This is a genomic window from Maribrevibacterium harenarium, assembly GCF_006385675.1.
Lineage (GTDB): Bacteria > Pseudomonadota > Gammaproteobacteria > Pseudomonadales > Marinomonadaceae > Marinomonas > Marinomonas harenarium.
The window spans coordinates 17,349-41,420 of record NZ_VFRR01000002.1; the positions used below are offsets into that span (position 1 = coordinate 17,349).

Consider the following 24,072-nt stretch of genomic DNA (forward strand, 5'->3'; position numbering starts at 1 on the left):
TCACCGCCCACTTACCTCTAGCTAGAGTACCTCAAGCTTAGCAAATGAGAGTACCAGCCACTTGGTTCCCTCCGTGTCAAAATTTACCTGTACCCGTGCTTGTGGCCCTTGTCCCTCATAGTTAATGACCAAACCTTCCCCAAAAATTGGATGACGTACCCGATCTCCCATGGAAATGTTGGTTTGTGGTACTTGATGCCCCTGCATAATACGTTGATTTTGCGCTTGATAGTCGGGACGTTGCAGTGACACAGGGCGTGCCACTTGAGAACGTAAGCGTACTTCCTCTAAGCAATCTTCTGGTATCTCACGGATAAAGCGTGAGGGGCTATTGAAGGACTCAGAGCCATGTAAGCGACGGGATTCTGCATAGGTGATATAGAGCTTTTCCATCGCTCGGGTGATGCCGACATAACATAGGCGACGCTCTTCTGCTAAACGCCCCGGCTCTTCGAACGACATTTTGCTAGGGAAGAGATTTTCCTCCACACCAGTTAGGAATACTAAGGGAAATTCCAGACCTTTGGCAGAGTGCAAGGTCATCAGCTGTACCGAGTCTTGGTATTCATCCGCCTGAGCGTCCCCGGCATCCAACACCGCTTGATCCAAGAAAGCTAACATAGGCGAACTAAACTCTTCATCCGTCTCTGACCAACTAAAGCCGCTGGCAGCGCTCACCAATTCCTGTAAGTTCTCGACCCGTGCTTCGCCTTTTTCACCCTTTTCTTTCTCGTGATATGGGATTAATCCGGCTTCTTGAATAATCTGCTCAAACACATCTCCCAAACCCAAATCCGGAGCTTGTACGGTCTGTGCCATCCCTTGAATCAGCGTCATAAAGGCTTTGATGGCATTGGTAGCACGGGCGGGTAAGGTACCGTGGACGACGATTTGCTCGGCAGCCTGCCACATAGAACAGCCTTGATCCCGAGCAATTTCACGAATTGTACCGATGCTACGCTCGCCGATGCCACGGGGTGGCACGTTGATCACCCGCTCCATAGCACCATCGTCGTTTGCATCAATCGCCAGACGCGCATAGGCCAACGCATTTTTGATCTCTAGACGGTCGTAGAAGCGGTGACCACCATAAATTCGATAGGGTATCTGCTCACGTACCAAACACTCCTCTATCACCCGTGACTGGGCATTGGAGCGGTACAGAATCGCCATATCGGTTAGAGAGGTCCCTTTGTCACGCCATTTTTTAATGACCTCTAGGATAAAACGGGCCTCGTCCTGTTCATTGAATCCGGCATAGACGGAAATCGGCTCTCCGCTCCCGCTATCGGTCCACAGCTCTTTCCCGAGACGATCATCATTGTGCCGAATCAAACCATTCGCCGCTTTTAGGATGTTTCCGGTGGAACGGTAATTTTGCTCCAAACGAATGGTCTGTACATCAGAGAAATGCTTAGTAAAGTTCTGAATATTCTCGATTTTCGCACCACGCCAACCGTAAATAGACTGATCATCATCCCCGACCGCCGTAATCGTGCCTTGATCCCCGACCATTACTCTTAGCCAAGCATACTGAATACTGTTGGTATCCTGAAACTCATCCACCAGTACATGCACAAACCGCTGTTGGTAATGACGTAATAATGCGGGGTTCGTTAACATTAACTCATGGGCGCGTAGCAGTAATTCGCCAAAATCCAGCAAGCCATTTTTTTCACACGCTTCTTCGTAGTGGTAATACAACTCACGCATACCGTTGGAGAATGGATCGTGGCTATCTGGCACGTGAGCAGCCCGTCGACCTTCATCCTTTTGGGCATTGATAAACCAAGCCACTTGTTTCGGCGGCCAGCGGGTTTCATCAATACTCATATCCCGCATGATGCGCTTGATCAAACGTAGCTGATCGTCACTATCCATGATCTGAAAGTTTTCTTTCAACCCAGCATCACGCCAATGGGCACGTAGCAGACGATGGGCTAAGCCGTGGAACGTTCCCACCCACATGCCTTGGGGTGGCACGCCAACCAATTGCTCGATCCGCCCTTGCATTTCCCGGGCGGCTTTATTGGTAAAGGTCACCGCCATCAAGCTGTAGGGTGACAGCTCGTAGGCGTGCATCAACCAAGCAATACGGTGTACCAGCACCCGGGTTTTACCGGAACCGGCTCCGGCGAGTACTAAACTGTTCTGTAGCGGGGCCGCGACGGCTTCGCGCTGCTTGTCGTTTAGCGCATCAAGAATAAAAGAAACGTCCATTCCACCTGCCAACAAAAAATTCATCAAATAGAGGTTGATTTTTAATCAGTTTTGGGCAATTTATACCACTGATATCTGTTTATCTGTCTATTTTGACTTTTTTCACCTGTCGATGACAGTGATCTCTGTATTTCTGTCGTCGAAATGCTCCAGAGAGGAAAAAACGATGAGTATATCTTCAGAAACTGTGTCCGAAGTAAAAACTGACTTGTTGCATGCTTCTATCAGCTTGCAGAAGGAAGAGGACGAACGCAATCAGAAGGAAGATAGCGTACGCATGCTCAAAGCACGCCGTGCTATTGAAGATTACTTAGAGGAAAAGCGCCTAAAACGCTCTATTTGTGACGGCTGGGACGATTAGCGACTAAGATCCTAGTAAGTCTATTCCATGCTTGCTGCCACGGGCAGCAGGCGTGGTGTTTTGCGCTTTAAAATTTGGCTAATATCAGTCAATTTCCCCAGTATTAGCTCAATAGCAAGCATGGTTTTTATAGCGATCAAACCGTGCTTGGAGTAACATTGCCGCTGATTTTTATGTCCCATCAACCATAACAAAAATACCTATAACCCCTTGGGGAGTCACCAATGTTTGAACATATCCAAGCTGCACCAGCGGACCCGATACTAGGCTTAAACGACGCATTTCGTAACGAAACCAACCCGAATAAAATCAACTTGGGTGTTGGCGTATTCAAAGACGAAAATGGCGCCACTCCTATTCTGAAAGCAGTAAAGCAGGCAGAAGAGCGTCTAGTTGCGAATGAAAAGACCAAAAGCTACTTGAGTATCGAAGGTACAGAGGCCTACCGCGCGGCCGTTCAAACATTGTTGTTAGGTGCTGATCACGAAATTATCGCTAAACAACGTGCACACACGGCGCAAACGCCAGGTGGCACCGGTGCTCTACGGGTTGCAGCTGAGTTCATTAAGAAACATATGCCGGATGCAACCGTATGGGTATCTAACCCAACTTGGGCAAACCACCAGTCCATCTTCCAATCGGTAGGCTTGGAAGTAGGTAGCTATGCCTACTACGATGCCGCATCTAAATCATTGGATTTTGAAGCTATGCTCGCAAGCTTGTCTCAGGTTCCAGCGGGAGATGTGGTACTGTTCCACGGTTGCTGTCATAACCCAACGGGTATCGATCCAACCACTAGCCAGTGGCAACAACTTGCTAAACTATGTAGTAAACAAGGCTTCTTGCCGTTGTTTGACTTCGCGTACCAAGGCTTTGGAGTTGGCCTAGACGAGGACGCTCAAGGACTACGTACTTTCCTACAGCAAGTACCAGAGATGCTGATTGCTAACTCGTTCTCGAAGAACTTTGGCCTGTACAATGAGCGTGTAGGTGCAATCACTGCCGTGTGTGAAACTGCAGAACAAGCCGAGGCCGTATTCAGCCAAGTTAAGCGTTGCATCCGTACCAACTATTCCAACCCGCCAGCTCACGGTGCTGCGGTGGTGACTGAGGTGCTAACAGACCCACAACTACGCAGTTTATGGGAAATGGAATTGCAGGCGATGCGCACGCGTATTCATGAAATGCGAGGCTTGTTTGTTGCTACGTTGCGCGCCAAAGGCGTAGAGCAGGATTTCTCCTTCATTTCTCAACAACAGGGCATGTTCTCTTTCTCCGGTCTAACCCCTGAACACGTCGCCCAGTTGAAACAGGAATATGGTATCTACATTGTTGGCTCGGGCCGTATCAACGTAGCAGGTATGACCAAAGACAATATGGAACCCCTATGTGACGCCATTGCGGCAGTATTGAAGGGTTAACTCCTCTCTGAAAGACAAAACCGCTTAGGCTTTCACCTAAGCGGTTTTTTTATATCCATTAAAGTGACTTTAGACTGTCACGATAGATTCAAGTAGAAGCCGTTGTCTTCACCGGTAATAGGTAATAACGCACCACTTGTACAAGCGCTAAAAATGCCACCAAATACATCAATGGCAATGCCAGTGGGTAATCATTACCAGTAAAAAACACGCTGTCAGTCACTAATAGCATGAGCACTAGGGTAAAAAGGTGTAATAGCTTACAAACACCTAAACGCCAACAGCAGGTTGCCCACACACAAAACATACCAAATAGAGTTCCGAGTGCGCCTCCGACGGTGACATCTGCTGTCCAATGCACGCCAATAACCACTCGGCTTAGTGCTGTCATGCAGGCAAGGCCGATAACAGACCACTTCATCCAGGTTTTGGGCAAATAGAAGAAGCTGATGGTTGCGACCAAGAAGGCCGTGAAGCTGTGCCCAGATGGAAAACTACGGGCCATGTAAGCTTTGCCAGTGAGGTAAAAGCTACCCGCATCCAATACCGCGGGAGGACGAGGCATAGCAAAATAATCTTTGAGCAAATTGATCGCTAACCCGGCAACCACACAGGCAAATAGAATAGACCAGTGATACTGTACGTTGCGGGTAGCAAAAATCAGGATCAGCCCGAGCAAAAACATGGTGTCGCCAAAGGAAGTCACCCACTCTAAGATAAGATCAGGGATGTAGGGATTCAAAGCATTAATACTTAAGAATGCAAAATGGTAGCCTTCGACAACAAAACCCAATAAAGCCGTCACCCCCAATATCATCGCAATGATGGAAAGGGCGATGTAATCCGACTTTTTTGGGGAAAATCGTTGTTCTTGAGCGGTATGAATAAGGCTCTGATATTGCTTAGAAATATAAAACCGATTAAGCAGGGCTGACATATATTGAATATTCTTTGACGTGTTTTTACTAAGTGATTGCACAAATATTAATCTGCAAAACTTAACACATACTTAGTAGGATATAAATCCATTTTATTAAAGATATAACTACTTAAATCAACGCTCAGGGAGTTTAGTAAAAACCATGCAGGCATTCCTAGAAGTGGTACTATGCCCCCACTAACGTCGATATTACCCAAGCACACTCCACTATGATTTCACAAACATCCCTAAAGCAGTACTTCTTCACCCCTAGCCGAGGACAGTTCGCACTCTGGCTGACCTTTGCTATTGTGTTATTAAACAATTGGCCAGTCGCTGCGTATGTGGCAACTCACTTAGGGTTGGCAAGTTGGGCTGGTTGGCAAACATTGATCACTATTGCAGTAGTCATCGTCGTTTTTACTTATACCAGCTTCACCTTGGTGACATTACTTTCAATCCGCTTGGCAAAAGTACTAGCGACACTCTTTCTGCTGACCAACGCTTGTGCACTATATTTCTTGAACACTTATCAGGTCATTCTTGATAAGACCATGATAGGTAATATCCTCAATACCCAGACCTCTGAATCCAGCCAGTACCTTTCCTTTACTTTGCTACTGTATGTACTGCTGTTAGGGGTTTTGCCGTCTTGGTGGCTATGGCGTATGCAAGTTAGCACGGCATCACGCTGGCGTTTAGCGACTCAATGGCTCGTAGGCATGGGGCTCAGTATTGTCTGGATCTGGTCAGCCAGCGCGACGTGGCTGTGGATAGATAAACACGGAAAAGCGCTCGGGGGCACCATCTTACCTTGGTCGTATATCGTAAACAGCGCATTGTATTATCAAGACTACGCGGCATTGCATGTAACACAAACTCCGTTAGCTGACGGAAGTTTCACGAATCAGGAGAAAACCGTTGTCGTACTCGTTATCGGAGAATCGGCAAGAGCGGAAAACTTCTCCATGTATGGCTACGCCCGTAACACCAATCCTAAAACGTCCCAAAGCGGTGCGGTAGCGATGGCCAACACCCGCGCCTGTGCCAGTTACACCACCGCAGCGGTCGCTTGTATCTTGGCTCACACTAAGGAGAAGTCCTTTGGCAAGGTATACGAGACCCTACCTACTTATCTACAACGACAAGGGGTGGAAGTTATTTGGCGTAGTAAAAACTGGGGGGAAGCGCCGATCACTGTATCCAGCTACCTCACATCCAAAGAACTAAAGGCACAATGTCAGGGCATAGATTGCAACTATGATGGCGTATTGCTCGCTGGTCTCAAAGAGCAAATAGAAAACGCGACCGCCGATAAGGTGTTTGTGGTCTTGCATCAGACGGGAAGCCATGGCCCCGCCTACAACAAGAAATATCCGCCTGAGTTTGAGCACTTTACGCCGGTGTGTGACTCAGTGGAGCTGAGCAAATGTTCCAGCGAATCCCTACTCAATGCCTATGACAATACCATCTTATACAACGATGACTTTCTCGCACGTTTGACGCAAACGTTACAGTCGCTTTCAGTGCAGAGCAGCGCTTATCTGTATCTGTCCGACCACGGTGAGTCACTAGGAGAAAATGGTCTCTATTTGCATGGCACTCCCTATTCCCTAGCGCCCAAACAGCAATTAGAGATTCCATTTATCGTTTGGATGTCGGACGCATTCCAGCGTCAGCATCAAGTGCAACCCCAGCAGTTACGAGATCGCCCCGAGAACAGTCAGGATGAAATCTTCCACTCGGTCATGGGGGCTCTGGGGTTAACCAGTGAGTTTTATCGCCCAGATTTAGATATTTTCAACCAATAAGACTGAACAACTCCTGATTAACCAAAGTCATGGTTAATCAGGTCTAGCATAGGATTGTAATGATGGGAAGATGCGGTTCCTGTCGCTTTGCTTTCCGTACTTTCATCTGGTGCTTGGTGGCTGTTCGCCTCTTCGAGTTCTGGCGTCGCCACCTCTCCCGAGATGCTCTCCTCAGATCCCTGCTCTAACGGAAGCGCTACGATTTCAGCGTCGTCCAACACAACATCTGTATCCAGCTCTATTTGCGCAATGGTTTCTGCTGACGAATTTTGCTGACGTGGCTCCTGATCAACAGCAACGCCATCATCCCCATTATCCGACGTTGGCAGAGGAATCAGAGTGGCTAACATGGCCGCGAGTGAACTCAGTTCTGGATAGGTGGCATTAACGGCCAGCCAATGTTCCGCATCCTCTTCGTTGGTGGCCAGATTCCCAGGTAAAATTCCATGGCGATGCTTAGCTAGCAATTTCGTCATGTCATCTCGATTCAAGGGAGCAGCGATCTGTACCCATAATGCAAGACCACCTTTCGCCGGCGCGATCTGAATCCGCTCGCCAAGCTGTTGTTCTAGTTCACTTTTGGCTTTTTCCACCGCAGACCAAATTTGCCGAGCACGTTTACTTAGGGATTGGGTGGCATTGGGTTGCAGGGCGTCTGTTAGTGCCTGTTGTTGCGCCTCCGTTAACGCTAAATCCGCACTTAAAATAGCACCTTCTAGGTGGGTAAATTGAGCTGCTAAACACCAGGCAGCGCTGCGATCAACACCGCGAGATTCCACTCCACCGATATAAACTAGTTGATTGCTTTCATCGAGGGCTTTGTAGGTCATGATATTCGTGGCTTTATAGCCAAGATGAGAGGTCATATCCCATTCAATGGCAGGAATCCCTACCTGCTTCAGTAAGGCTAACCAACGGCGCAAACTAAGATTTGAAATTTCTAATCCAGCCGGGAAGCCATACTGGCTCGGCAACACCAGTAGTTTAATATTGTCATCTCGCAAACACCGTACGACTTCATCTAGGTCCACACCACGTTCGCCACTGGCGAGGCAAAATACTTCTCGCTGCAAGCTTTTTAACGTGGCAGTCAAACGCGGGTCACAGGGTGTTAGAACCAAAGCACGATCCCCCGGTTGCGTAAGAGATTGCACCGCCTGAGTAAAAATAGCGAGGGGCGAGCGCCCCAACCAGATCTGTGAAGGGTGGGCTTTGATACCGACTTTAGAAAGATGGTCGGCGACTGCTTCACGGGCGGTTAAATGCCCTTTGCCAAGTACCGGTAGTGAAACTTCATCTTGTTTTTGCGCCAGCGGTAAAAAAGCATCACATTGGTCGACTAAAGCAGCACGATGAGATAGAGCCGCCCAAGATAGCTTGCCCCCATCTTCCACCAAGTTACGTACTTGATCCCCGGCCAATACATGTGCGTATCGCGTGGTCGATTTGTGGCAAACAAAGTAACCCGACTTAGGCCGTGACTCAATCCACTTCTCTTCCATTAAAATATCGTAGCCGTGAATGATGGTGTTCAAGCTAAGGTCGAGGGTTTTCGCTAACTTCCGTAAAGAAGGCATTTTATCGCCCGGAGCAAGGTCCCCTTGGCTTAACTGGGCTAAAAACCAATCCACTACCTGCTTATAGAGAAAGTCCGCCATGATGTGTACCTATTTATTAATATAGTTTTAAACTGTCATCACAGTATAAAAGATATGCTTCGCGACAAACCAGCACTTTGCAACTTATCGTTACTCTACTTGGTCAAGGCGGGATTTGCGCTACAATAACGACATTGATCGATGAAGCGGCTGTAACATGACTTTTAACCCCCATCTATTGCGCGACGCCTTCCCTATTTTGGCAACACAGGCGAATGATCAGCCACTGGTGTATTTGGATAATGCGGCAACAACCCAAAAGCCGACTCAGGTTCTCAATGCCTTGCTGAATTACTATCAAACCAGTAATGCGAACGTGCACCGGGGGGCCCATTACCTCAGTGACCGCGCTACGGGGCAATTCGAGCAAGCACGAACACAAGTTGCGCGCTTCATTAATGCCCCTGCGAACAGTCATGTCATTTGGACCAAAGGCGCCACTGAAGCGATTAATATGGTGGCCTACGGCTTGGAGTGGCAGCTCAAAGCGGGGGACGAAATCCTTATCACCAGCCTAGAGCACCATGCCAACCTAGTGCCTTGGCAACAGCTGGCTTTTCGAACTGGTGCGCGGCTACGTATTTTGCCACTCACCTCGAAAGGGGAATGGGAGCCGGAGTATGAACATTACTTTAATAAACACACCCGCATCTTGGCCTGTACGCATATTTCCAATGCCCTCGGTGTACATACTCCACTAACACACTTGTTGTCCTGCGCCAAAGCAGTGGGCGCACTTACCTTGATCGATGGATCACAAGCTGTTGCCCATGAGACCATTGATGTGGCGGCTCTGGACTGCGATTTTTATGTCTTTTCGGGACACAAGATGTATGGGCCTACTGGCATTGGAGTGCTGTACGGCAAAGCTCATGCCCTAGATATTTTGACACCCTATCAAACCGGCGGAGAAATGGTACGCCATGTCAGTTACAACAGTACCGAATTTAATGACTTACCATTCCGCTTAGAAGCCGGTACACCCCATATTGAAGGCGCTATTGGACTAGCCGCTGCCTGTGAGTTTTTAGCACAATTAGACAGATCGGCGGTCCAAACGTGGGAGCAGCAACTCGCGGCTTGGGTTTACAATGAATTGCGCTTCGATACTAGGATCGAGCTTTACTCCCCAGAACAAGGGTCAACCATGGTATCCTTAGGGGTTCCTGGCATTCATCTTATTGATTTAAATACGTATTTGGATAGCCAGGGAATTGCAGTACGCGCCGGTAGTCATTGCGCCCACCCACTCATGGCACAACTGGGAGTTACTGGGACGTTGCGTGCTTCCTTTGCCTGTTACAACACCCTAGCGGAAGCACAGCATTTCTGTAGCGTGCTACTCGATGCCATAGAGATACTAAGTGATGATTGACACCAAGCTCATCAAGCAACGTTTACAAGCTTGCACCAGCAAAGAGGCTACCTTCAAAGAATTAGTTAACCTCAGCAAACAGCTAGCACGTTTATCCGAGTCCGACAAAACCGAAGATAACAAGGTGAAAGGCTGTGAAAGCGCCGTATGGCTGATTGAGCACCAAGAAAACGGCGTGTGTACCTTCCAAGCAGATAGCGACGCCAAACTTATGCGCGGCGTTCTTATGGTCATCCTTAGCTTAGTAAATGGCTACAGCAAAGCCGAGCTACAGCGACGGGACTTAGTCGCCGAGCTTGGCGAATTTAACCTATCTAGCTATCTCACCAGCTCCAGAACTAATGGTATCTTGACAATATTGAAACAGGTCCAAGCAAACTGAATTAACCCTGTGTCGCCTTCTGCGCCAGTTTCTCTAGCACTCTGCCTACTGCGACAAACCCAAAGGTTGCCGTGACGACAGTGCTGGAGCCAAAACCAGTTTCGCAGTTCATCTTGGTTTCTGTATCTCCTTTCTCGCGGGTTTCGCACACTGTACCGTCTGTCTGTGGGTATTTTAGTTGCTCCAATGAGTACACACATTCAATTTCGAAGCGTTTTTTGGTATCACGGGGGAAGTTGTAATGGCGACGTAGGAAGTTGCGCAGCTTAGCTGCCAGCGGGTCTTGCTCGGTACGGGAAAGATCGGCGATCTGGACTTTAGTTGGGTCGATCTGACCACCCGCGCCACCGACGGTGATTAGCTTACGCTTATTGCGCTTACACCATGCGATCATGGCGGCTTTCGGTTTCAAACTATCAATCGCATCAATAATGTAATCAAACGGCTGATCAAGCAACTCTGCCACATTGTCTGGCGTGACAAAATCTTCGACGCAATGGACTTGGCAGTCTGGGTTGATGAGTTTAATACGCTCCGCCATAGCCTCGACTTTGGCTTTGCCGATATTGCCATCGAGTGCGTGAATCTGGCGGTTGATGTTGGTCACACACACATCGTCCATATCTATAAGCGTTATCTGCCCTACCCCTGATCGTGCTAATGCTTCCGCACACCATGAACCGACACCACCAATACCAATGACACAGATATGAGCTTGGCGAAAAGCCTCGTAGGCTAGTTGACCGTAAAGTCGTCTAATGCCGCCAAAGCGTTGTTCATCTGTCATGTCAGACTCCTTGCAGATTGCATAAAAAGGGGCACAATGATGGTATTCGTTTGCACCACTGGCACAGGTTGATCATTGTTATATGTCGGATTTCGTTTTTGAACAGTTAGGACTCACTAGCCGTGAAACCAAGCTTTACCAAACCTTGCTGAAACTAGGGCCAACCTCGATTCGGGATATCGCCAGCCATTCGGGGATTAACCGAGGTTCTGCTTATGAGTCCTTAAAAGAGTTACAGGCCAAAGGCGTAGTAAGCTACTTTCCGAAGGGAAAACGGCGCTTTTTCATGGCAGAGAGCCCAGAAATTTTACTGAATCTAGCGCAAGAGCGGAAACAACGGTTGGAAAAAACCATTGAAACGCTTAAACATACAGTTATTCCCGACTTGATCCAATCCCAACCTAAGCTTCACCACACTGATGTACGCTATTATGAGGGCGACGATGGCATTGAGTGGGTCTTGCGCGATATTTTAAACGTGGTCTCACAACAAGACCATAAAGAATATTGTGTGTTCTCATCTAAGCCAATTCGGCCCTACCTATATCGTCCATTTCCTACCTATACGAAGCAACGAGTAAAACTGGGTATCAATGTAAAGGTTATCGCTCTAGGTGACGGTGGTGAAGATGCCGAGCTGTCTCAGCGTAAATGGATTAAAACGGAAGGTGCCGTCGATGCCAGCTATATTGCAATCTATCCACCTAAGTGTGCCATCATATCCCTAGCGCGGGAGAATTTCCCGTCGGCGGTGGTATTAGAATCTAATGATATCGCCAAGGCTCAGCAGATTATCTTTGATACCCTGTGGCGTTTACTATGAAGTACGTAAAGCAAAAAAAGCCCGAGCGGGGCTCGGGCAAGTTGGCATAGCGCGATTTACATCGCGCCCCTAGTCACCGGTTGGCACTAACCTGCCATTTGCTGCACCACGATACCTTTTTCCAGCATTAATTCCTGAATGTCGTGGATGCTGTTAGGGTCATCAATGGTAGACGGAATGGTAAATTCTTCCCCCGAGGCTATTTGACGTAGCAGTTTACGCAAAATCTTACCTGAGCGGGTTTTGGGTAGACGCGGTACCACTAAGGCAATTTTGAAACAGGCTAATGCACCGATCTCTTTGCGGACCAAGGCGACTAACTCGTCTTGAATTTTCTCAGCATGATCTTCATAGCCATTCTTTAACAGCACCATACCCAGTGGTAGCTGACCTTTGAGTTCGTCATTGATACCAATGACACAACACTCAGCCACCGCTTCGTGCATGGCAACCACTTCTTCCATTTCGCCGGTAGAAAGACGGTGCCCCGCCACATTAATCACATCGTCAGTACGCCCCATGATAAAGACATAACCATCTTCATCGATATAGCCCCCATCACCGGAAGTGTAGTAGCCGGGGTATACATTTAGGTAACCGGACTTAAAGCGTTCGATATCCCCCCAAATAGTGGGTAGACAACTGGGGGGTAAAGGGCGTTTCAGAGCGATGCTGCCCTGTTCATTGGCTGGTAATGGTTCTCCACGGTCGTCTAGTACCTGTACTTGGAACCCAGGCGTTGGTACGGTAGAAGATCCAGCCTTAGCAATCTTCATCTCGATTCCGATGGGGTTCGCACAGATTGCCCAACCGGTTTCGGTTTGCCACCAATGATCGACAATACATTTACCGGTGACGGCTTTGGTCCATTCGTAGGTGGGAGGATCAAGACGCTCACCCGCCATAAAGATGACGCGTAGTCCCGCGAGATCCTCTTTGTTAAGCAGCTCAGCGTGGGGGTCTTCTTTACGAATAGCACGAAATGCTGTCGGGGCGGCAAACAAGGTTTTGACATCGTATTCTTTACAAACACGCCAAAATTCACCGGCATCCGGCGTTTTAATCGGCTTGCCTTCGTACACTACCGTAGTACATCCGTGTAACAACGGCCCATATACAATGTACGAGTGTCCAACGACCCAGCCCACATCAGAAGCGGCCCAGAACACTTCTCCCGGCTGCATATTGTAGATGGCACTCATGGAGTAGTTTAGCGCCACAGCATGGCCGCCGTTATCCCGTACCACTCCCTTCGGTTTACCTGTTGTACCTGAGGTATATAGGATATAGAGGGGATCAGTAGCTTTTACTGGGGTACAATCGGTGGGATGGGCATGGGCAACTGCTTCTAGCCAATCCACATCGCGCCCTTCTTGCAGCGTCGCAAGCTCCTGTTCACGCTGATAGACGATACAAGCATGGGGCTTATGGCTGGCTTGCTCTAGTGCATCATCCAACAATGGCTTGTAAGACACGATACGGGCAATTTCAATGCCACAGGACGCGGTAACTACCACTTTCGGCTTAGCATCATCGATGCGCACGGCTAACTCATGGGGTGCGAAGCCACCAAACACTACGGAATGAATGGCACCTAAACGGGCCACGGCCAACATCGCAATTACCGCTTGGGGAATCATCGGCATATAGATGACGACCGTATCCCCTTTTGTGACGCCCTGCTGTTTTAACGCCCCAGCGAATAGGGATACTTCGTCTCTAAGCTCCCGATAGCTGTAGGTCTTCTTGGTAGCCGTTACTGGGGAATCATAGATAAGAGCGGCTTGCTCACCACGACCTTGTTCCACATGATGATCGAGGGCCAAATAACAGGTATTGAGCTCGCCGTCAGCAAACCAGCGATCCATCCCGTTTTCATCTTGGCTAAGAATCGTTTTGGGGAATTGAAACCATTCAAGTGCCTGGGCTTTTTCCTTCCAGAATTGCTCCGGTTGTTCAATTGAACGTTGATACTCCGCTGCGTATGACATGATTAGACCTTTATTGTGCTTATTGTTAGTCACCCAAGATTGTCAACAATCCTGATGTTATGGATTAAAAATAGACTAAAAAAAGCACAAATAAACTAATACTTAAGGCTAATACAGCGAAAAAAGTGTTCGTTTTCACATAATTGTCGACAATATTAAGTATTGTGGTGGCTATATTTATTAATAACTCGTAGTCGGGTCAATGCTTCGTTGAGCTCTTTCATGGCTCGCTGATGATCTAAATCTGGCTGATTGTTACCTAAATGCTCTTCCGCATGTTGCTTGGCTGCTAACGCGGCTTCTTCATGCAGTTCATCTAAACGCAGTGCAACATCTGCTAAGACAGTCACTTTATAAGGCTGTACTTCGACAAAACCACCTGATAGATACACGACTTCCTCTTGCTCAGAAGGTAATTGAATTCGAGCAGCTCCGTTGGACAGAGTCGCCAATAAGGGGGCATGACCAGGGTAAATTCCCAGCTCCCCTTGCTCGCTAGTAATAATCAGACATTGTACCTGAGCGGAAAATAACACTCGCTCGGCACTAACAATATCGCATTGAATGGTGTGCACAGGTATTTCCTTATTCAGTTGTGGCAAAAAATGGCTCCCTTATAAAAGCACACTCTCGCTAGCAAAATGAGAATAAAAAACTAAAGTCGCGACAAAAACGATTTTTCGCAGACAAAAAAAAGCAGCCAGTTGGCTGCTTTTTCTCAACAAAGATATCTCGCTTATTTAGAGCGATACTGTTGGATCGTACGTAAACGCGCCACAGCCTCGGCAAGCTCTGCAGCTGCACGAGAGTAATCAATGTCAGAATGTTGTTGATTCAGCAAGTCTTCAGCGTGTTTCTTCGCTTCAAGAGCTGATGCTTCATCTAGATCGTTTGCACGAACAGCGGTGTCAGCCAAAACAGTCACACGGTGTGGTTGAACTTCTAGGAAGCCACCAGACACGAAGATTACCTCTTCTTGACCATTTTGTTTAATCACACGAACTGGGCCTGGTTGCAGAGTAGTCAACAAAGGCGCGTGACCTGGCATAATACCCAGATCGCCATAACTACCTGCAGCCACAAGAGACTCCACCGAGCCGGAAAAAATCTCTTGTTCAGCGCTTACGATATCGCAGTGGACTGTGATAGCCATAAGATGCCTCTCTTTGTCAGGCTAGGCTGATAGCACTGCTACCAGCCTGTGCGTGGATTAAAGTTTTTTCGCTTTCTCAACAGCTTCGTCGATGCTACCGATCATGTAGAACGCTTGCTCTGGAAGCTCGTCGAATTCACCGTTTAGGATGCCTTGGAAGCCACGGATAGTGTCTTTCAAAGAAACGTATTTACCTGGAGAACCAGTGAATACTTCCGCTACGAAGAATGGCTGAGACAAGAAACGCTGGATCTTACGAGCACGGTTAACGGTTTGCTTATCTTCTTCAGAAAGCTCGTCCATACCTAGGATCGCGATGATGTCTTTAAGCTCTTTGTAACGCTGCAGTACTGTCTGTACGCCACGTGCTACATCGTAGTGCTCTTGACCGATAACAAGTGGGTCAAGCTGACGAGAAGTAGAGTCTAATGGGTCGATGGCTGGGTAGATACCTAGCGCAGCGATGTCACGAGACAATACAACGGTTGCATCCAAGTGCGAGAAAGTGGTCGCTGGAGATGGGTCAGTCAAGTCATCCGCAGGTACGTATACCGCTTGGATAGAAGTGATAGAGCCAACTTTAGTCGACGTGATACGCTCTTGAAGTACACCCATCTCTTCTGCAAGAGTTGGCTGGTAACCTACTGCAGAAGGCATACGACCTAGAAGTGCTGATACTTCAGTACCCGCTAGTGTGTAACGGTAGATGTTATCTACGAAGAATAGTACGTCACGACCTTCGTCACGGAATTTCTCCGCCATAGTAAGACCAGTCAAGGCTACACGTAGACGGTTACCTGGTGGCTCGTTCATCTGACCGTATACTAGAGATACTTTGTCGATTACGTTCGAGTCAGTCATCTCGTGGTAGAAGTCGTTACCCTCACGAGTACGCTCACCTACACCGGCGAATACAGAGTAACCGCTGTGCTCGATCGCGATGTTACGGATAAGCTCCATCATGTTTACGGTTTTACCTACACCGGCACCACCGAACAGACCAACTTTACCACCTTTCGCGAAAGGACATACAAGGTCGATAACCTTGATACCAGTCTCTAGCAATTCGTTACCAGACGCTTGGTCTGCGTAAGAAGGAGCTGAACGGTGGATAGACCAACGCTCTTCTTCACCGATAGGACCTTTTTCGTCGATTGGGTTACCAAGAACGTCCATAATACGACCTAGAGTTTTTGTACCAACAGGTACGGACACCGCTTTACCAGTGTTTTGAACTTCTAGACCACGACGTAAACCTTCAGTAGAACCCATGGCGATAGTACGTACGATACCGTCGCCTAGCTGTTGTTGAACTTCCAACACTAGCTCTTTACCCTCGATAGTGAGGGCGTCGTATACTTTTGGCACGTTGTCGCGTGGGAATTCCACGTCGATTACCGCACCGATAATCTGTACGATTTGTCCGCTACTCATGTTCGGATCCTCTTAATACCTTGATACCTTAAACCGCTGCCGCGCCACTAACGATCTCAGAAATTTCCTGAGTAATGGCTGCTTGACGTGCCTTGTTGTATACCAACTGCAACTCATCGATGAGGTTGCCCGCGTTGTCGGTTGCGTTCTTCATCGCCAGCATTCGAGACGCTTGTTCACACGCAATATTTTCAACAACGGCCTGGTACACCTGAGATTCGATAAAACGAACAAGTAAGCCATTTAGAATTTCTTCAGCTTCAGGTTCGTAAATGTAGTCCCAGTGGTGTTTCAGTTTTTCGTTTTCTTCTGCTTGCAATGGCAACAACTGCTCTAGAGTTGGCTTTTGCGTCATGGTGTTAACGAATTCGTTAGACACTACGAACAGACGATCAATTTCGCCTCTATCAAAAGCATCGAGCATCACCTTCACACTGCCAACTAATTTAGCCGCTTCCGGTGTATCACCTAAGCCAGTAACAGCTGCAGTGACGTTGCCGCCGTAGTTTTTGAAGAAAGATACTGCTTTCGAGCCTATAGCACATACATCAATGCCAATGCCCGCATCAGAGTATTTCTTCATGTCGCGTAGTGCTGCTTTGAACAAGTTAACGTTCAAGCCACCACACAGACCACGGTCAGAAGATACAACAATGTAACCCACACGCTTCGCTTCACGCTCGGTTAGGTAACGGTGTTTATACTCAGGGTTCGCGTTGGCCAAATGACCAATTACTTGGCGAATTCGTTCCGCATACGGACGAGAAGAGGCCATACGATCCTGAGCTTTACGCGTTTTACTTGCCGCAACTTTTTCCATTGCGCGAGTAATTTTTCGCGTATTGTTAATGCTCCCAATCTGAGCGCGTATCTCTTTTCCGACTGCCATAATAGAACTGCCCTTGTGAGAATGTTAATTCACAAACTGCAGAGATGAGACGTGGTCGACGATGCCGACCACAGAATCATTACCAAGTTTGCGTCGCTTTGAACTTCTCAATCGCAGACTTAAAGGTGCCAGCGATTTCGTCGTTGTAATTACCAGTTTTGTTGATATCTGCCATCATGTCAGCGTGTTCGCTGTTCATGTATGACAGGAACGCTTTTTCAAAGCTGGAAATTTTGCTTGTTTCAACATCTGCAAGGTAGCCTTCGTTGGCAGCGTAAAGGATTACGCCCATCTCAGCGACTGGCATTGGGCTGAACTGACCTTGTTTCATCAATTCAGTAACCTGTTTACCATGCTCGAGCTGCTTACGAGTAGCTTCATCAAGGTCAGAAGCGAACTGAGCGAATGCCGCCAATTCACGGTACTGAGCTAAGGCAAGACGGATACCGCCACCTAGTTTCTTGATGATCTTAGTTTGTGCTGCACCACCTACACGAGATACCGAGATACCAGCGTTCATCGCAGGACGGATACCGGCGTTGAATGAGCTAGTTTCTAGGAAGATCTGACCGTCAGTGATGGAAATCACGTTCGTTGGTACGAACGCAGATACGTCACCACCTTGGGTTTCGATGATTGGTAGAGCAGTCAAAGAACCTGTTTGACCTTTTACTTCACCGTTAGTGAATTTTTCTACGTAGTCTGCGTTTACACGAGACGCACGCTCTAGAAGACGAGAGTGCAAGTAGAAAACGTCACCTGGGTAAGCTTCACGGCCTGGTGGACGACGAAGTAGCAATGAGATTTGACGGTAAGCCCAAGCTTGTTTCGTCAAGTCATCGTATACGATTAACGCGTCTTCACCGCGGTCGCGGAAGTATTCACCCATAGTACAGCCAGAGTAAGGTGCCAAGAACTGCATAGAAGCAGGATCAGCTGCACCAGCAACGACAACAGTTGTGTATTCCATTGCGCCGTTTTCTTCAAGCTTACGTACTACGTTAGCGATGGTAGATTGTTTTTGACCGATCGCAACATACACACACTTAATGCCAGAATGTTTCTGAGCAATAATGGTGTCGATTGCTAAAGCGGTTTTACCGATCTGACGGTCACCGATGATCAACTCACGCTGACCACGGCCGATTGGCACCATAGAGTCAATCGCTTTGTAACCAGTTTGAACTGGCTGATCAACGGATTGACGCGCGATTACACCAGGTGCAACCTTTTCTACTGCGTCAGTTAATTGAGCATTGACTGGGCCTTTACCGTCGATTGGGTTACCAAGTGCGTCAACCACACGACCTAGTAGCTCACGACCAACTGGTACTTCAAGGATACGACCAGTACATTTTGCTTTTTGGCCTTCTACAAGACCTTGGTAATCACCAAGTACTACGGCACCTACAGAGTCACGCTCTAGGTTCAATGCCATACCATAGATACCACCAGGGAATTCAATCATTTCCCCGTACATTACGTCAGCCAGACCGTGGATCAACACGATACCGTCTGCAACGCTGACAATAGTGCCCTCATTCTGGGCATCGGAAGTCACATCAAGAGTTTCGATGCGCTTCTTAATGATCTCGCTGATCTCAGATGGATTCAGTTGCTGCATGCTAAATTCCTCAACCCTGGTTTCCTTCGAAACGCTAGGAGTTTATCGCCTCGGCCAGTTTCGCGATCTTTCCGCGTACTGAACCGTCGATGATTAAGTCGCCGGTACGGATTATCACGCCACCAATAAGGGCCGCGTCTGTGACACTGGTAAGGTTAACTTCACGATCAAGTTTCTTACTCAATGACGCCGCAAGTGCCTGTTCCTGTTCAGTGGACAATGGGAAAGCGGAAGTAACATTTACGTCCACCGCTTTTTCGAAGTTCAACTTAAACTGGGTAAACAGTTCGGCAATGGCAGGTAACAATAGCAAACGTTTGTTTTCCGCTAGGGAAAGCAAGTACGCTTTACCTTGTTCTGTCACCGCTTCTTCACACACTTGCGCCAAGGCAGACGCCTTCTCTTGCGCACTAAAAGCTGGATTCTGAAGCGCTGCGGCAAGCTTCGGCTGTTTGGTTGCATCAGCCAATATGTCTAGCATATTGGCCCATTGTGCAACGCTGCCTTGCTCACTCGCTACTTCGAAAGCGGCTTTGGCGTATGGTCGCGCGACTGTTTTTACTTCAGCCATTAGACCCTCGCTTAAAGCTCTTTGGCGAGTTTTTCAACGATCTCGCTATGTGCTTTTTCGTCAACAGAAGCGCCCAGAATCTTCTCAGCACCTGCTAATGCAAGAGCAGAAACTTGTGCACGAAGTGCTTCTTTGGCACGCATAACTTCCTGTTCGATTTCTGCTTGAGCCGCTTGTAGGCGACGCTCACCTTCTAGGCGAGCTTGCTCTTTCGCTTCGTCGATCATTTGGTTAGCACGTTTGTTGGCTTGTTCAATAATTTCGGCCGCTTGTTCCTTGCTCTCACGTAGCGTTTGAGTGGCTTTTTCTTGGGCCAACTCAAGGTCACGTGAAGCACGGTTAGCTGCTTCCAATCCGTCTGCAATTTTCTTGCTACGCTCTTCGAGCGCAGCAATCACTGGTGGCCACACGTACTTCATGCAGAACCACACAAAAATAGCAAACGAGATAGCTTGGCCTATTAGTGTGAGATTAATATTCACGCAAATATCCTCGCTCTAGTCGTTCAAAATTAATAATTCACTTTTCGTCAAAGCGAAATATTAGCCTGCAACCTGAGCAACGAATGGGTTCGCGAAAGTGAAGAACAAAGCGATACCAACACCGATCATTGTTACTGCGTCCAAAAGACCAGCTACGATGAACATTTTAACCTGAAGCATTGGAACCATTTCTGGTTGACGCGCAGCGCCTTCCAAGAATTTACCACCAAGTAGACCGAAACCAATCGCAGTACCTAGGGCACCTAGACCGATAAGAAGGGCTACAGCAACAGCGGTTAGACCAACTACAGTTTCCATTTTAACTCCTAATTTTCACAGTTTTAGATTTCAAGGTTTATAAAAACAGTTTTTTGAACACGATCTTAGCGTTCAGATCTTAGTGATCTTCGTGCGCCATACTCAAGTAAACGATGGTTAGCATCATAAAGATGAATGCTTGCAATACGATTACTAGAATGTGGAAGATCGCCCAAGGCACAGACAGAGCCCATTGAATGCCCCAAGGCAAGATCGCGATCAAGATGAAGATCAATTCACCAGCGTACAAGTTACCGAATAGTCGCAACGCCAATGAAACAGGTTTTGCAAGCAGACCCACACCTTCTAGTAGAAGGTTGAAAGGAATCATCCACTTACCAAATGGTTGTAGCGTTAGCTCGCCAACGAAGCCGCCCACGCCTTTCACTTTGATGCTGTAGTAAACGATCAAAATGAATACCGAAATAGACATACCAAGTGTGGCGTTCAAATCCGTTGTTGGTACCACACGGAAGTAAGGCACACCCAGCAAGGAAGCAAGATGAGGTAGGAAGTCTACCGGCACCAAGTCCATGGTATTCATCAAGAATACCCAAACAAAAATGGTCAGAGCCAAAGGCGCAATGACTTTGTTTTTGCCATGGAAAGTTTCTTTGACGCTTTGATCAACAAACTCAACCATCATCTCAACAAAGTTTTGCAGACCAGAAGGCGTATCTGCAGTAACTTTTTTCGCTGCTTTACGGAACAACCATAGGAATAGAATACCTAGGCCGATCGAGAACAACATGGTATCTAGGTGAATTGCCCAGAACCCCATTGCCGCCGCTTCTTCAGCACCGTGAGCGATACCCCACGAACCATCAGGATGTTGACCAAAGGTCAAGTTCTGAAGGTGGTGCTGTATGTAGCTTGACGCTGTGAGATTTTCACTTGCCATATTTACATCCACACTCTTTCAATGATTAAACCTGTTTCACACCATTTTTGAACATCAATGTTTCAAAAATAATGGACTGAGCCAATGACTCAAAACCGCTATCGCAAACCCGGCTAATAAAGCTCCGGCAGATAATGGCTTGATTGCTATAAACATCAACGCCAACATCAAGGCTGTTAACACCAACTTACCAGCTTCACCGCGATAAAATGACCGCACTACGTCTTTCGCTGCACGCGTCCCAGCATGGCCAAACACACGCCACGCCATATAGATACTTGGTATGATTGCTGCGCAGGCCCCCGCTAAATAGGAGTAGGCATACAGACCATCCATTAACAAAAAAATTCCCAAGGCAACAAAAATAGCGAGTAAAGATTGCAAACCGATAAACAAAAACACCGATTTTTTCTTTGCTGCCAGCAACTGAGAGGCACTTTTGGGCTTCTGGTTGCTCATAAAACTCTCACTTGCGTACTTAGATCTTTCATAAAATGAGCACACAATGTGATCAACTTTAAAAACCGCCGCATTATATGGGTAATAGTTAGCCGGTTCAACTCAAACTCCTAGCCAGCCTCGAATATTCGACGAATGACTACTATAAATCCGCGCTATGTCAGTCTTTTGTCTCAAGCATCAGCAATAAGTTGCGCCAACAGCTGTGTAAGATGGTCTTCATCACGAAACTCTAAGACCACTTTGCCACGCCCTTTCGCCCCCGACTGGATCTTCACTCCCGTACCAAAACGCTGTTCTAGGGCTTTTGCCTGAGCTGAAAAATCGCTAGCAGGCTTATCTGAAGACGTCTCTTCAGTCAGAGGTTGCTGTAGCTGTTTAACGAGTTTCTCCGTTTCCCGAACAGATAAGGATTTGGTGACTACTGTCTTGGCGGCATCAAGCTGTTGTTGACTGGCAAGGGGGAGTAAGGCCCGAGCATGACCCATTTCAATATCCCCATGCTCCAAGAAGCGACGTACTTCCGGTGTCAAATTCAGCAGGCGCAATAGGTTTGCCACCGCTGAGCGGGATTTACCAACCGTCTCTGCAACTTCTTGCTGGGTAAGAGAAAACTCATCGATCAGGCGCTGTAAGGCACTGGCTTCTTCAACTGGATTAAGGTCTTCCCGTTGAATATTTTCGATGAGCGCCATCACGATAGCGTCACTGTCTTCCACATGACGAACGATGACGGGAACTTTATCAAGCCCAGCCAGCCGTGCAGCACGCCAACGCCTCTCACCAGCAATAATTTCATAGCGCTGCTCAGCAATCAGGCGCACAACGATGGGCTGCATGATACCCTGATTGCGAATCGAGTTAGCTAATTCTTCTAGCTGGGTTGGGTTAATATCACGACGAGGCTGATATTTCCCCTTAGTAAGCCAGTCCACTGGCAAGTAGGTTAAACCACTAATATCAGCGCTAGCATCACTGTTTTCACTGTCAGACGTTGTTGTTTTAGGTGCAAGCAAAGCATCTAAGCCGCGCCCTAAACCGCGTTTTTTTACATTCATATCTCTATTTCTCGTCGGTGAATTACAGTCAAGCAGCTCGTTTACGGATGAACTCTCCGGCTAGTGCCAGATAGGCTACGGCACCACGGGATTGCTTCTCGTAGTGCAGTACTGGCAAACCATAGCTCGGTGATTCGGCTAGCCGAATATTACGGGGAATCACTGTTGAGAAGACTTTATCGCCAAAATATTCCGTTAACTGATTCGATACATCATGGGTAAGACTTGGGCGCGGATCATACATAGTGCGTAAGATACCTTCAATTTCTAACGCCGGATTGAGGGCTTGGGAAATCGTATCTATGGTTTGTAACAAGGCGCTGAGACCCTCTAATGCGTAGTATTCACATTGAACTGGAATTAACACCCCTTGAGCTGCAGCTAACGCATTCACGGTCAACATATTTAGCGACGGCGGACAGTCGAGCAAGATAAAATCGAATTCTTGCTCAACATCGTACAGCGCAGCACGCAATCGTGTTTCTTTGCTGGGAAGGTCTAATAAGACAACTTCGGCTCCCGTCAAATCGCCATTGGCAGGCAAACAATGGTAGCCTGCAGGATCACAAAATTGATAAACCTCTTGTACGCTATGGGTTCCGACCAGCACATCATATATGCTGGTAGTTAATGCCGACTTGTCGACTCCGCTACCCGTAGTGGCGTTCCCTTGAGGGTCGAGATCAATTACCAATACCCGTCGCTTCATAGCACTTAACGAAGCTGCCAGATTGACACAGGTCGTTGTCTTTCCTACGCCACCTTTCTGGTTGGTCACTGCGATAATTCTCGCCATTTACTTATCCTTCCGCGCTAATATGACCATATGACGTTCAGCATCGATCGTTGGCACCTGCAACGCATCGACTTGCTGTACCAGTATATCATCCGGTAATGCGGCCAACTCTGCGTCAGGATAAACCCCTTTCATTGCCAAGAAAGTGCCTTTTTCAGCTGGCAATGGGCGACACCAGCGAATCATATCTTCTAGGGAAGCAAACGCTCGTGATGTAACGTGATCGTAATATCCCTGCAATGGGTGCTGCTCAACACGCTCATTAGCAACGGTTACGTTGGCAACATCTAGCGCCATTTTTACCTGCATGAGAAAGCGGGTTTTTTTGCCATTACTATCCAGCAAGGTAAATTCTTTATCAGGCAAACATAAAGCCAACACCATACCCGGTAACCCAGGGCCAGTTCCGACATCGATCACACGCTGCCCTGTGATGTAGGGCAGCGACGCTAAACTGTCGAGCAAGTGTAACGAAACCATTTTCTCTGGCTCGCGGATCGCCGTAAGGTTATAGGCTTTATTCCACTTGATCAGTAACTCCAAATAAGCAACCAAGCGTTCAATAGTGGTGTCGCTTAACCTGAGTTCCATTGCCGCGGCGCCGCGCTTTAATTGCTCAAAATACATGACTGTTACCTA

24 protein-coding genes are annotated in these 24,072 nt (G+C 47.7%); 6 read left to right on the top strand and 18 right to left on the bottom strand.

Features of this window, described 5'->3' with window-relative positions:
- Positions 1-21: 21 nt before the first annotated feature.
- Positions 22-2,220 (bottom strand): DNA helicase II, encoded by a 2,199-nt coding sequence (gene uvrD / locus FJM67_RS01315; RefSeq protein WP_140586883.1) that lies wholly within the window; start codon positions 2,218-2,220, stop codon positions 22-24.
- 166 nt (positions 2,221-2,386) lie between these two features.
- Between uvrD and FJM67_RS01320 the strand changes: the two genes are divergently transcribed.
- The gene (locus FJM67_RS01320) at positions 2,387-2,581 is read left to right on the top strand and encodes a PA3496 family putative envelope integrity protein (RefSeq protein WP_140586884.1); all 195 of its coding nucleotides are present in this window, start codon (positions 2,387-2,389) and stop codon (positions 2,579-2,581) included.
- Between the two features lie 224 nt (positions 2,582-2,805).
- On the top strand, positions 2,806-4,002 hold the full coding sequence (locus tag FJM67_RS01325) for an amino acid aminotransferase (protein WP_140586885.1): 1,197 nt from the start codon (positions 2,806-2,808) through the stop codon (positions 4,000-4,002).
- Positions 4,003-4,090: 88 nt separating this feature from the next.
- Here the strand turns inward: FJM67_RS01325 and FJM67_RS01330 are convergent, their stop codons facing one another.
- Entirely contained in the window at positions 4,091-4,939 is an 849-nt protein-coding gene (locus FJM67_RS01330; RefSeq protein WP_140586886.1) for a phosphatase PAP2 family protein, read from the bottom strand.
- A 212-nt stretch (positions 4,940-5,151) separates the two neighbouring features.
- Between FJM67_RS01330 and eptA the strand changes: the two genes are divergently transcribed.
- The gene (gene eptA, locus FJM67_RS01335; RefSeq protein ID WP_140586887.1) at positions 5,152-6,732 is read left to right on the top strand and encodes a phosphoethanolamine--lipid A transferase EptA; all 1,581 of its coding nucleotides are present in this window, start codon (positions 5,152-5,154) and stop codon (positions 6,730-6,732) included.
- Between the two features lie 17 nt (positions 6,733-6,749).
- Here eptA and FJM67_RS01340 read toward each other — a convergent pair whose 3' ends face one another.
- Complete coding sequence (locus FJM67_RS01340; protein WP_140586888.1) at positions 6,750-8,390, bottom strand: GntR family transcriptional regulator; 1,641 nt, start codon at positions 8,388-8,390, stop codon at positions 6,750-6,752.
- A gap of 157 nt (positions 8,391-8,547) precedes the next feature.
- Between FJM67_RS01340 and FJM67_RS01345 the strand changes: the two genes are divergently transcribed.
- Both FJM67_RS01345 and FJM67_RS01350 read left to right on the top strand, forming a co-directional pair.
- Positions 8,548-9,765: an aminotransferase class V-fold PLP-dependent enzyme gene (locus FJM67_RS01345; protein WP_140586889.1), complete on the top strand. Its 1,218-nt coding sequence runs from the start codon at positions 8,548-8,550 to the stop codon at positions 9,763-9,765.
- Positions 9,758-10,147, top strand: a complete 390-nt coding sequence (locus FJM67_RS01350) for a SufE family protein (protein WP_140587047.1) — start codon at positions 9,758-9,760, stop codon at positions 10,145-10,147. Before FJM67_RS01345 ends, FJM67_RS01350 begins: the two co-directional genes overlap by 8 nt.
- A gap of 1 nt (position 10,148) precedes the next feature.
- On the opposite strand, the gene tcdA is transcribed toward FJM67_RS01350, so the two are convergent.
- Positions 10,149-10,934, bottom strand: coding sequence for a tRNA cyclic N6-threonylcarbamoyladenosine(37) synthase TcdA (gene tcdA / locus FJM67_RS01355; RefSeq protein WP_140586890.1), 786 nt, complete (start codon positions 10,932-10,934; stop codon positions 10,149-10,151).
- A gap of 82 nt (positions 10,935-11,016) precedes the next feature.
- On the opposite strand from tcdA, the gene FJM67_RS01360 reads away from it, so the two are divergent.
- The gene (locus FJM67_RS01360; protein ID WP_140586891.1) at positions 11,017-11,757 is read left to right on the top strand and encodes a TrmB family transcriptional regulator; all 741 of its coding nucleotides are present in this window, start codon (positions 11,017-11,019) and stop codon (positions 11,755-11,757) included.
- 86 nt (positions 11,758-11,843) lie between these two features.
- On the opposite strand, the gene FJM67_RS01365 is transcribed toward FJM67_RS01360, so the two are convergent.
- The 14 genes from FJM67_RS01365 to rsmG all read right to left on the bottom strand — a co-directional run bounded on the left by FJM67_RS01365 (position 11,844) and on the right by rsmG (position 24,060).
- On the bottom strand, positions 11,844-13,748 hold the full coding sequence (locus FJM67_RS01365) for a propionyl-CoA synthetase (RefSeq protein ID WP_140586892.1): 1,905 nt from the start codon (positions 13,746-13,748) through the stop codon (positions 11,844-11,846).
- 155 nt (positions 13,749-13,903) lie between these two features.
- Positions 13,904-14,323 carry a F0F1 ATP synthase subunit epsilon gene (locus FJM67_RS01370; RefSeq protein ID WP_219845857.1) on the bottom strand — a complete coding sequence of 140 codons (420 nt, stop codon included), beginning with the start codon at positions 14,321-14,323 and terminating at the stop codon, positions 13,904-13,906.
- Between the two features lie 161 nt (positions 14,324-14,484).
- Positions 14,485-14,901, bottom strand: coding sequence for a F0F1 ATP synthase subunit epsilon (locus FJM67_RS01375; RefSeq protein ID WP_140586893.1), 417 nt, complete (start codon positions 14,899-14,901; stop codon positions 14,485-14,487).
- Positions 14,902-14,958: 57 nt separating this feature from the next.
- Positions 14,959-16,335, bottom strand: a complete 1,377-nt coding sequence (gene atpD / locus FJM67_RS01380; RefSeq protein ID WP_140586894.1) for a F0F1 ATP synthase subunit beta — start codon at positions 16,333-16,335, stop codon at positions 14,959-14,961.
- A 28-nt stretch (positions 16,336-16,363) separates the two neighbouring features.
- A complete protein-coding gene (gene atpG, locus FJM67_RS01385; protein WP_140586895.1) occupies positions 16,364-17,224 on the bottom strand; it encodes a F0F1 ATP synthase subunit gamma in 861 nt (286 codons plus the stop codon).
- A gap of 79 nt (positions 17,225-17,303) precedes the next feature.
- The gene (atpA, locus tag FJM67_RS01390) at positions 17,304-18,848 is read right to left on the bottom strand and encodes a F0F1 ATP synthase subunit alpha (RefSeq protein WP_140586896.1); all 1,545 of its coding nucleotides are present in this window, start codon (positions 18,846-18,848) and stop codon (positions 17,304-17,306) included.
- A 34-nt stretch (positions 18,849-18,882) separates the two neighbouring features.
- The gene (locus FJM67_RS01395; protein WP_140586897.1) at positions 18,883-19,419 is read right to left on the bottom strand and encodes a F0F1 ATP synthase subunit delta; all 537 of its coding nucleotides are present in this window, start codon (positions 19,417-19,419) and stop codon (positions 18,883-18,885) included.
- Positions 19,420-19,430: 11 nt separating this feature from the next.
- Positions 19,431-19,901, bottom strand: coding sequence for a F0F1 ATP synthase subunit B (locus FJM67_RS01400; RefSeq protein WP_140586898.1), 471 nt, complete (start codon positions 19,899-19,901; stop codon positions 19,431-19,433).
- Between the two features lie 60 nt (positions 19,902-19,961).
- Positions 19,962-20,219, bottom strand: coding sequence for a F0F1 ATP synthase subunit C (gene atpE / locus FJM67_RS01405; protein ID WP_067035513.1), 258 nt, complete (start codon positions 20,217-20,219; stop codon positions 19,962-19,964).
- Positions 20,220-20,298: 79 nt separating this feature from the next.
- Positions 20,299-21,120 (bottom strand): F0F1 ATP synthase subunit A, encoded by an 822-nt coding sequence (gene atpB / locus FJM67_RS01410; protein WP_140586899.1) that lies wholly within the window; start codon positions 21,118-21,120, stop codon positions 20,299-20,301.
- A 54-nt stretch (positions 21,121-21,174) separates the two neighbouring features.
- Entirely contained in the window at positions 21,175-21,579 is a 405-nt protein-coding gene (locus FJM67_RS01415; protein WP_140586900.1) for an ATP synthase subunit I, read from the bottom strand.
- Positions 21,580-21,752: 173 nt separating this feature from the next.
- Positions 21,753-22,637 (bottom strand): ParB/RepB/Spo0J family partition protein, encoded by an 885-nt coding sequence (locus FJM67_RS01420; protein ID WP_140586901.1) that lies wholly within the window; start codon positions 22,635-22,637, stop codon positions 21,753-21,755.
- 28 nt (positions 22,638-22,665) lie between these two features.
- Entirely contained in the window at positions 22,666-23,433 is a 768-nt protein-coding gene (locus tag FJM67_RS01425; protein ID WP_140586902.1) for a ParA family protein, read from the bottom strand.
- Positions 23,434-24,060, bottom strand: coding sequence for a 16S rRNA (guanine(527)-N(7))-methyltransferase RsmG (gene rsmG, locus FJM67_RS01430; protein ID WP_140586903.1), 627 nt, complete (start codon positions 24,058-24,060; stop codon positions 23,434-23,436).
- Between the last annotated feature and the right edge of the window lie 12 nt (positions 24,061-24,072).

What these genes read in the sequence shown, in the direction of transcription:
- FJM67_RS01425 (WP_140586902.1), bottom strand. Translation starts at nt 23,433, where the DNA reads ATGGCGAGAATTATCGCAGTGACCAACCAGAAAGGTGGCGTAGGAAAG.
- FJM67_RS01330 (WP_140586886.1), bottom strand. Translation starts at nt 4,939, where the DNA reads ATGTCAGCCCTGCTTAATCGGTTTTATATTTCTAAGCAATATCAGAGC.
- FJM67_RS01420 (WP_140586901.1), bottom strand. Translation starts at nt 22,637, where the DNA reads ATGAATGTAAAAAAACGCGGTTTAGGGCGCGGCTTAGATGCTTTGCTT.
- rsmG (WP_140586903.1), bottom strand. Translation starts at nt 24,060, where the DNA reads ATGTATTTTGAGCAATTAAAGCGCGGCGCCGCGGCAATGGAACTCAGG.
- FJM67_RS01345 (WP_140586889.1), top strand. Translation starts at nt 8,548, where the DNA reads ATGACTTTTAACCCCCATCTATTGCGCGACGCCTTCCCTATTTTGGCA.
- atpE (WP_067035513.1), bottom strand. Translation starts at nt 20,219, where the DNA reads ATGGAAACTGTAGTTGGTCTAACCGCTGTTGCTGTAGCCCTTCTTATC.
- FJM67_RS01340 (WP_140586888.1), bottom strand. Translation starts at nt 8,390, where the DNA reads ATGGCGGACTTTCTCTATAAGCAGGTAGTGGATTGGTTTTTAGCCCAG.
- atpA (WP_140586896.1), bottom strand. Translation starts at nt 18,848, where the DNA reads ATGCAGCAACTGAATCCATCTGAGATCAGCGAGATCATTAAGAAGCGC.
- atpG (WP_140586895.1), bottom strand. Translation starts at nt 17,224, where the DNA reads ATGGCAGTCGGAAAAGAGATACGCGCTCAGATTGGGAGCATTAACAAT.
- FJM67_RS01395 (WP_140586897.1), bottom strand. Translation starts at nt 19,419, where the DNA reads ATGGCTGAAGTAAAAACAGTCGCGCGACCATACGCCAAAGCCGCTTTC.
- FJM67_RS01350 (WP_140587047.1), top strand. Translation starts at nt 9,758, where the DNA reads ATGATTGACACCAAGCTCATCAAGCAACGTTTACAAGCTTGCACCAGC.
- atpD (WP_140586894.1), bottom strand. Translation starts at nt 16,335, where the DNA reads ATGAGTAGCGGACAAATCGTACAGATTATCGGTGCGGTAATCGACGTG.
- uvrD (WP_140586883.1), bottom strand. Translation starts at nt 2,220, where the DNA reads ATGGACGTTTCTTTTATTCTTGATGCGCTAAACGACAAGCAGCGCGAA.
- FJM67_RS01365 (WP_140586892.1), bottom strand. Translation starts at nt 13,748, where the DNA reads ATGTCATACGCAGCGGAGTATCAACGTTCAATTGAACAACCGGAGCAA.
- eptA (WP_140586887.1), top strand. Translation starts at nt 5,152, where the DNA reads ATGATTTCACAAACATCCCTAAAGCAGTACTTCTTCACCCCTAGCCGA.
- tcdA (WP_140586890.1), bottom strand. Translation starts at nt 10,934, where the DNA reads ATGACAGATGAACAACGCTTTGGCGGCATTAGACGACTTTACGGTCAA.
- FJM67_RS01415 (WP_140586900.1), bottom strand. Translation starts at nt 21,579, where the DNA reads ATGAGCAACCAGAAGCCCAAAAGTGCCTCTCAGTTGCTGGCAGCAAAG.
- FJM67_RS01325 (WP_140586885.1), top strand. Translation starts at nt 2,806, where the DNA reads ATGTTTGAACATATCCAAGCTGCACCAGCGGACCCGATACTAGGCTTA.
- atpB (WP_140586899.1), bottom strand. Translation starts at nt 21,120, where the DNA reads ATGGCAAGTGAAAATCTCACAGCGTCAAGCTACATACAGCACCACCTT.
- FJM67_RS01320 (WP_140586884.1), top strand. Translation starts at nt 2,387, where the DNA reads ATGAGTATATCTTCAGAAACTGTGTCCGAAGTAAAAACTGACTTGTTG.
- FJM67_RS01375 (WP_140586893.1), bottom strand. Translation starts at nt 14,901, where the DNA reads ATGGCTATCACAGTCCACTGCGATATCGTAAGCGCTGAACAAGAGATT.
- FJM67_RS01360 (WP_140586891.1), top strand. Translation starts at nt 11,017, where the DNA reads ATGTCGGATTTCGTTTTTGAACAGTTAGGACTCACTAGCCGTGAAACC.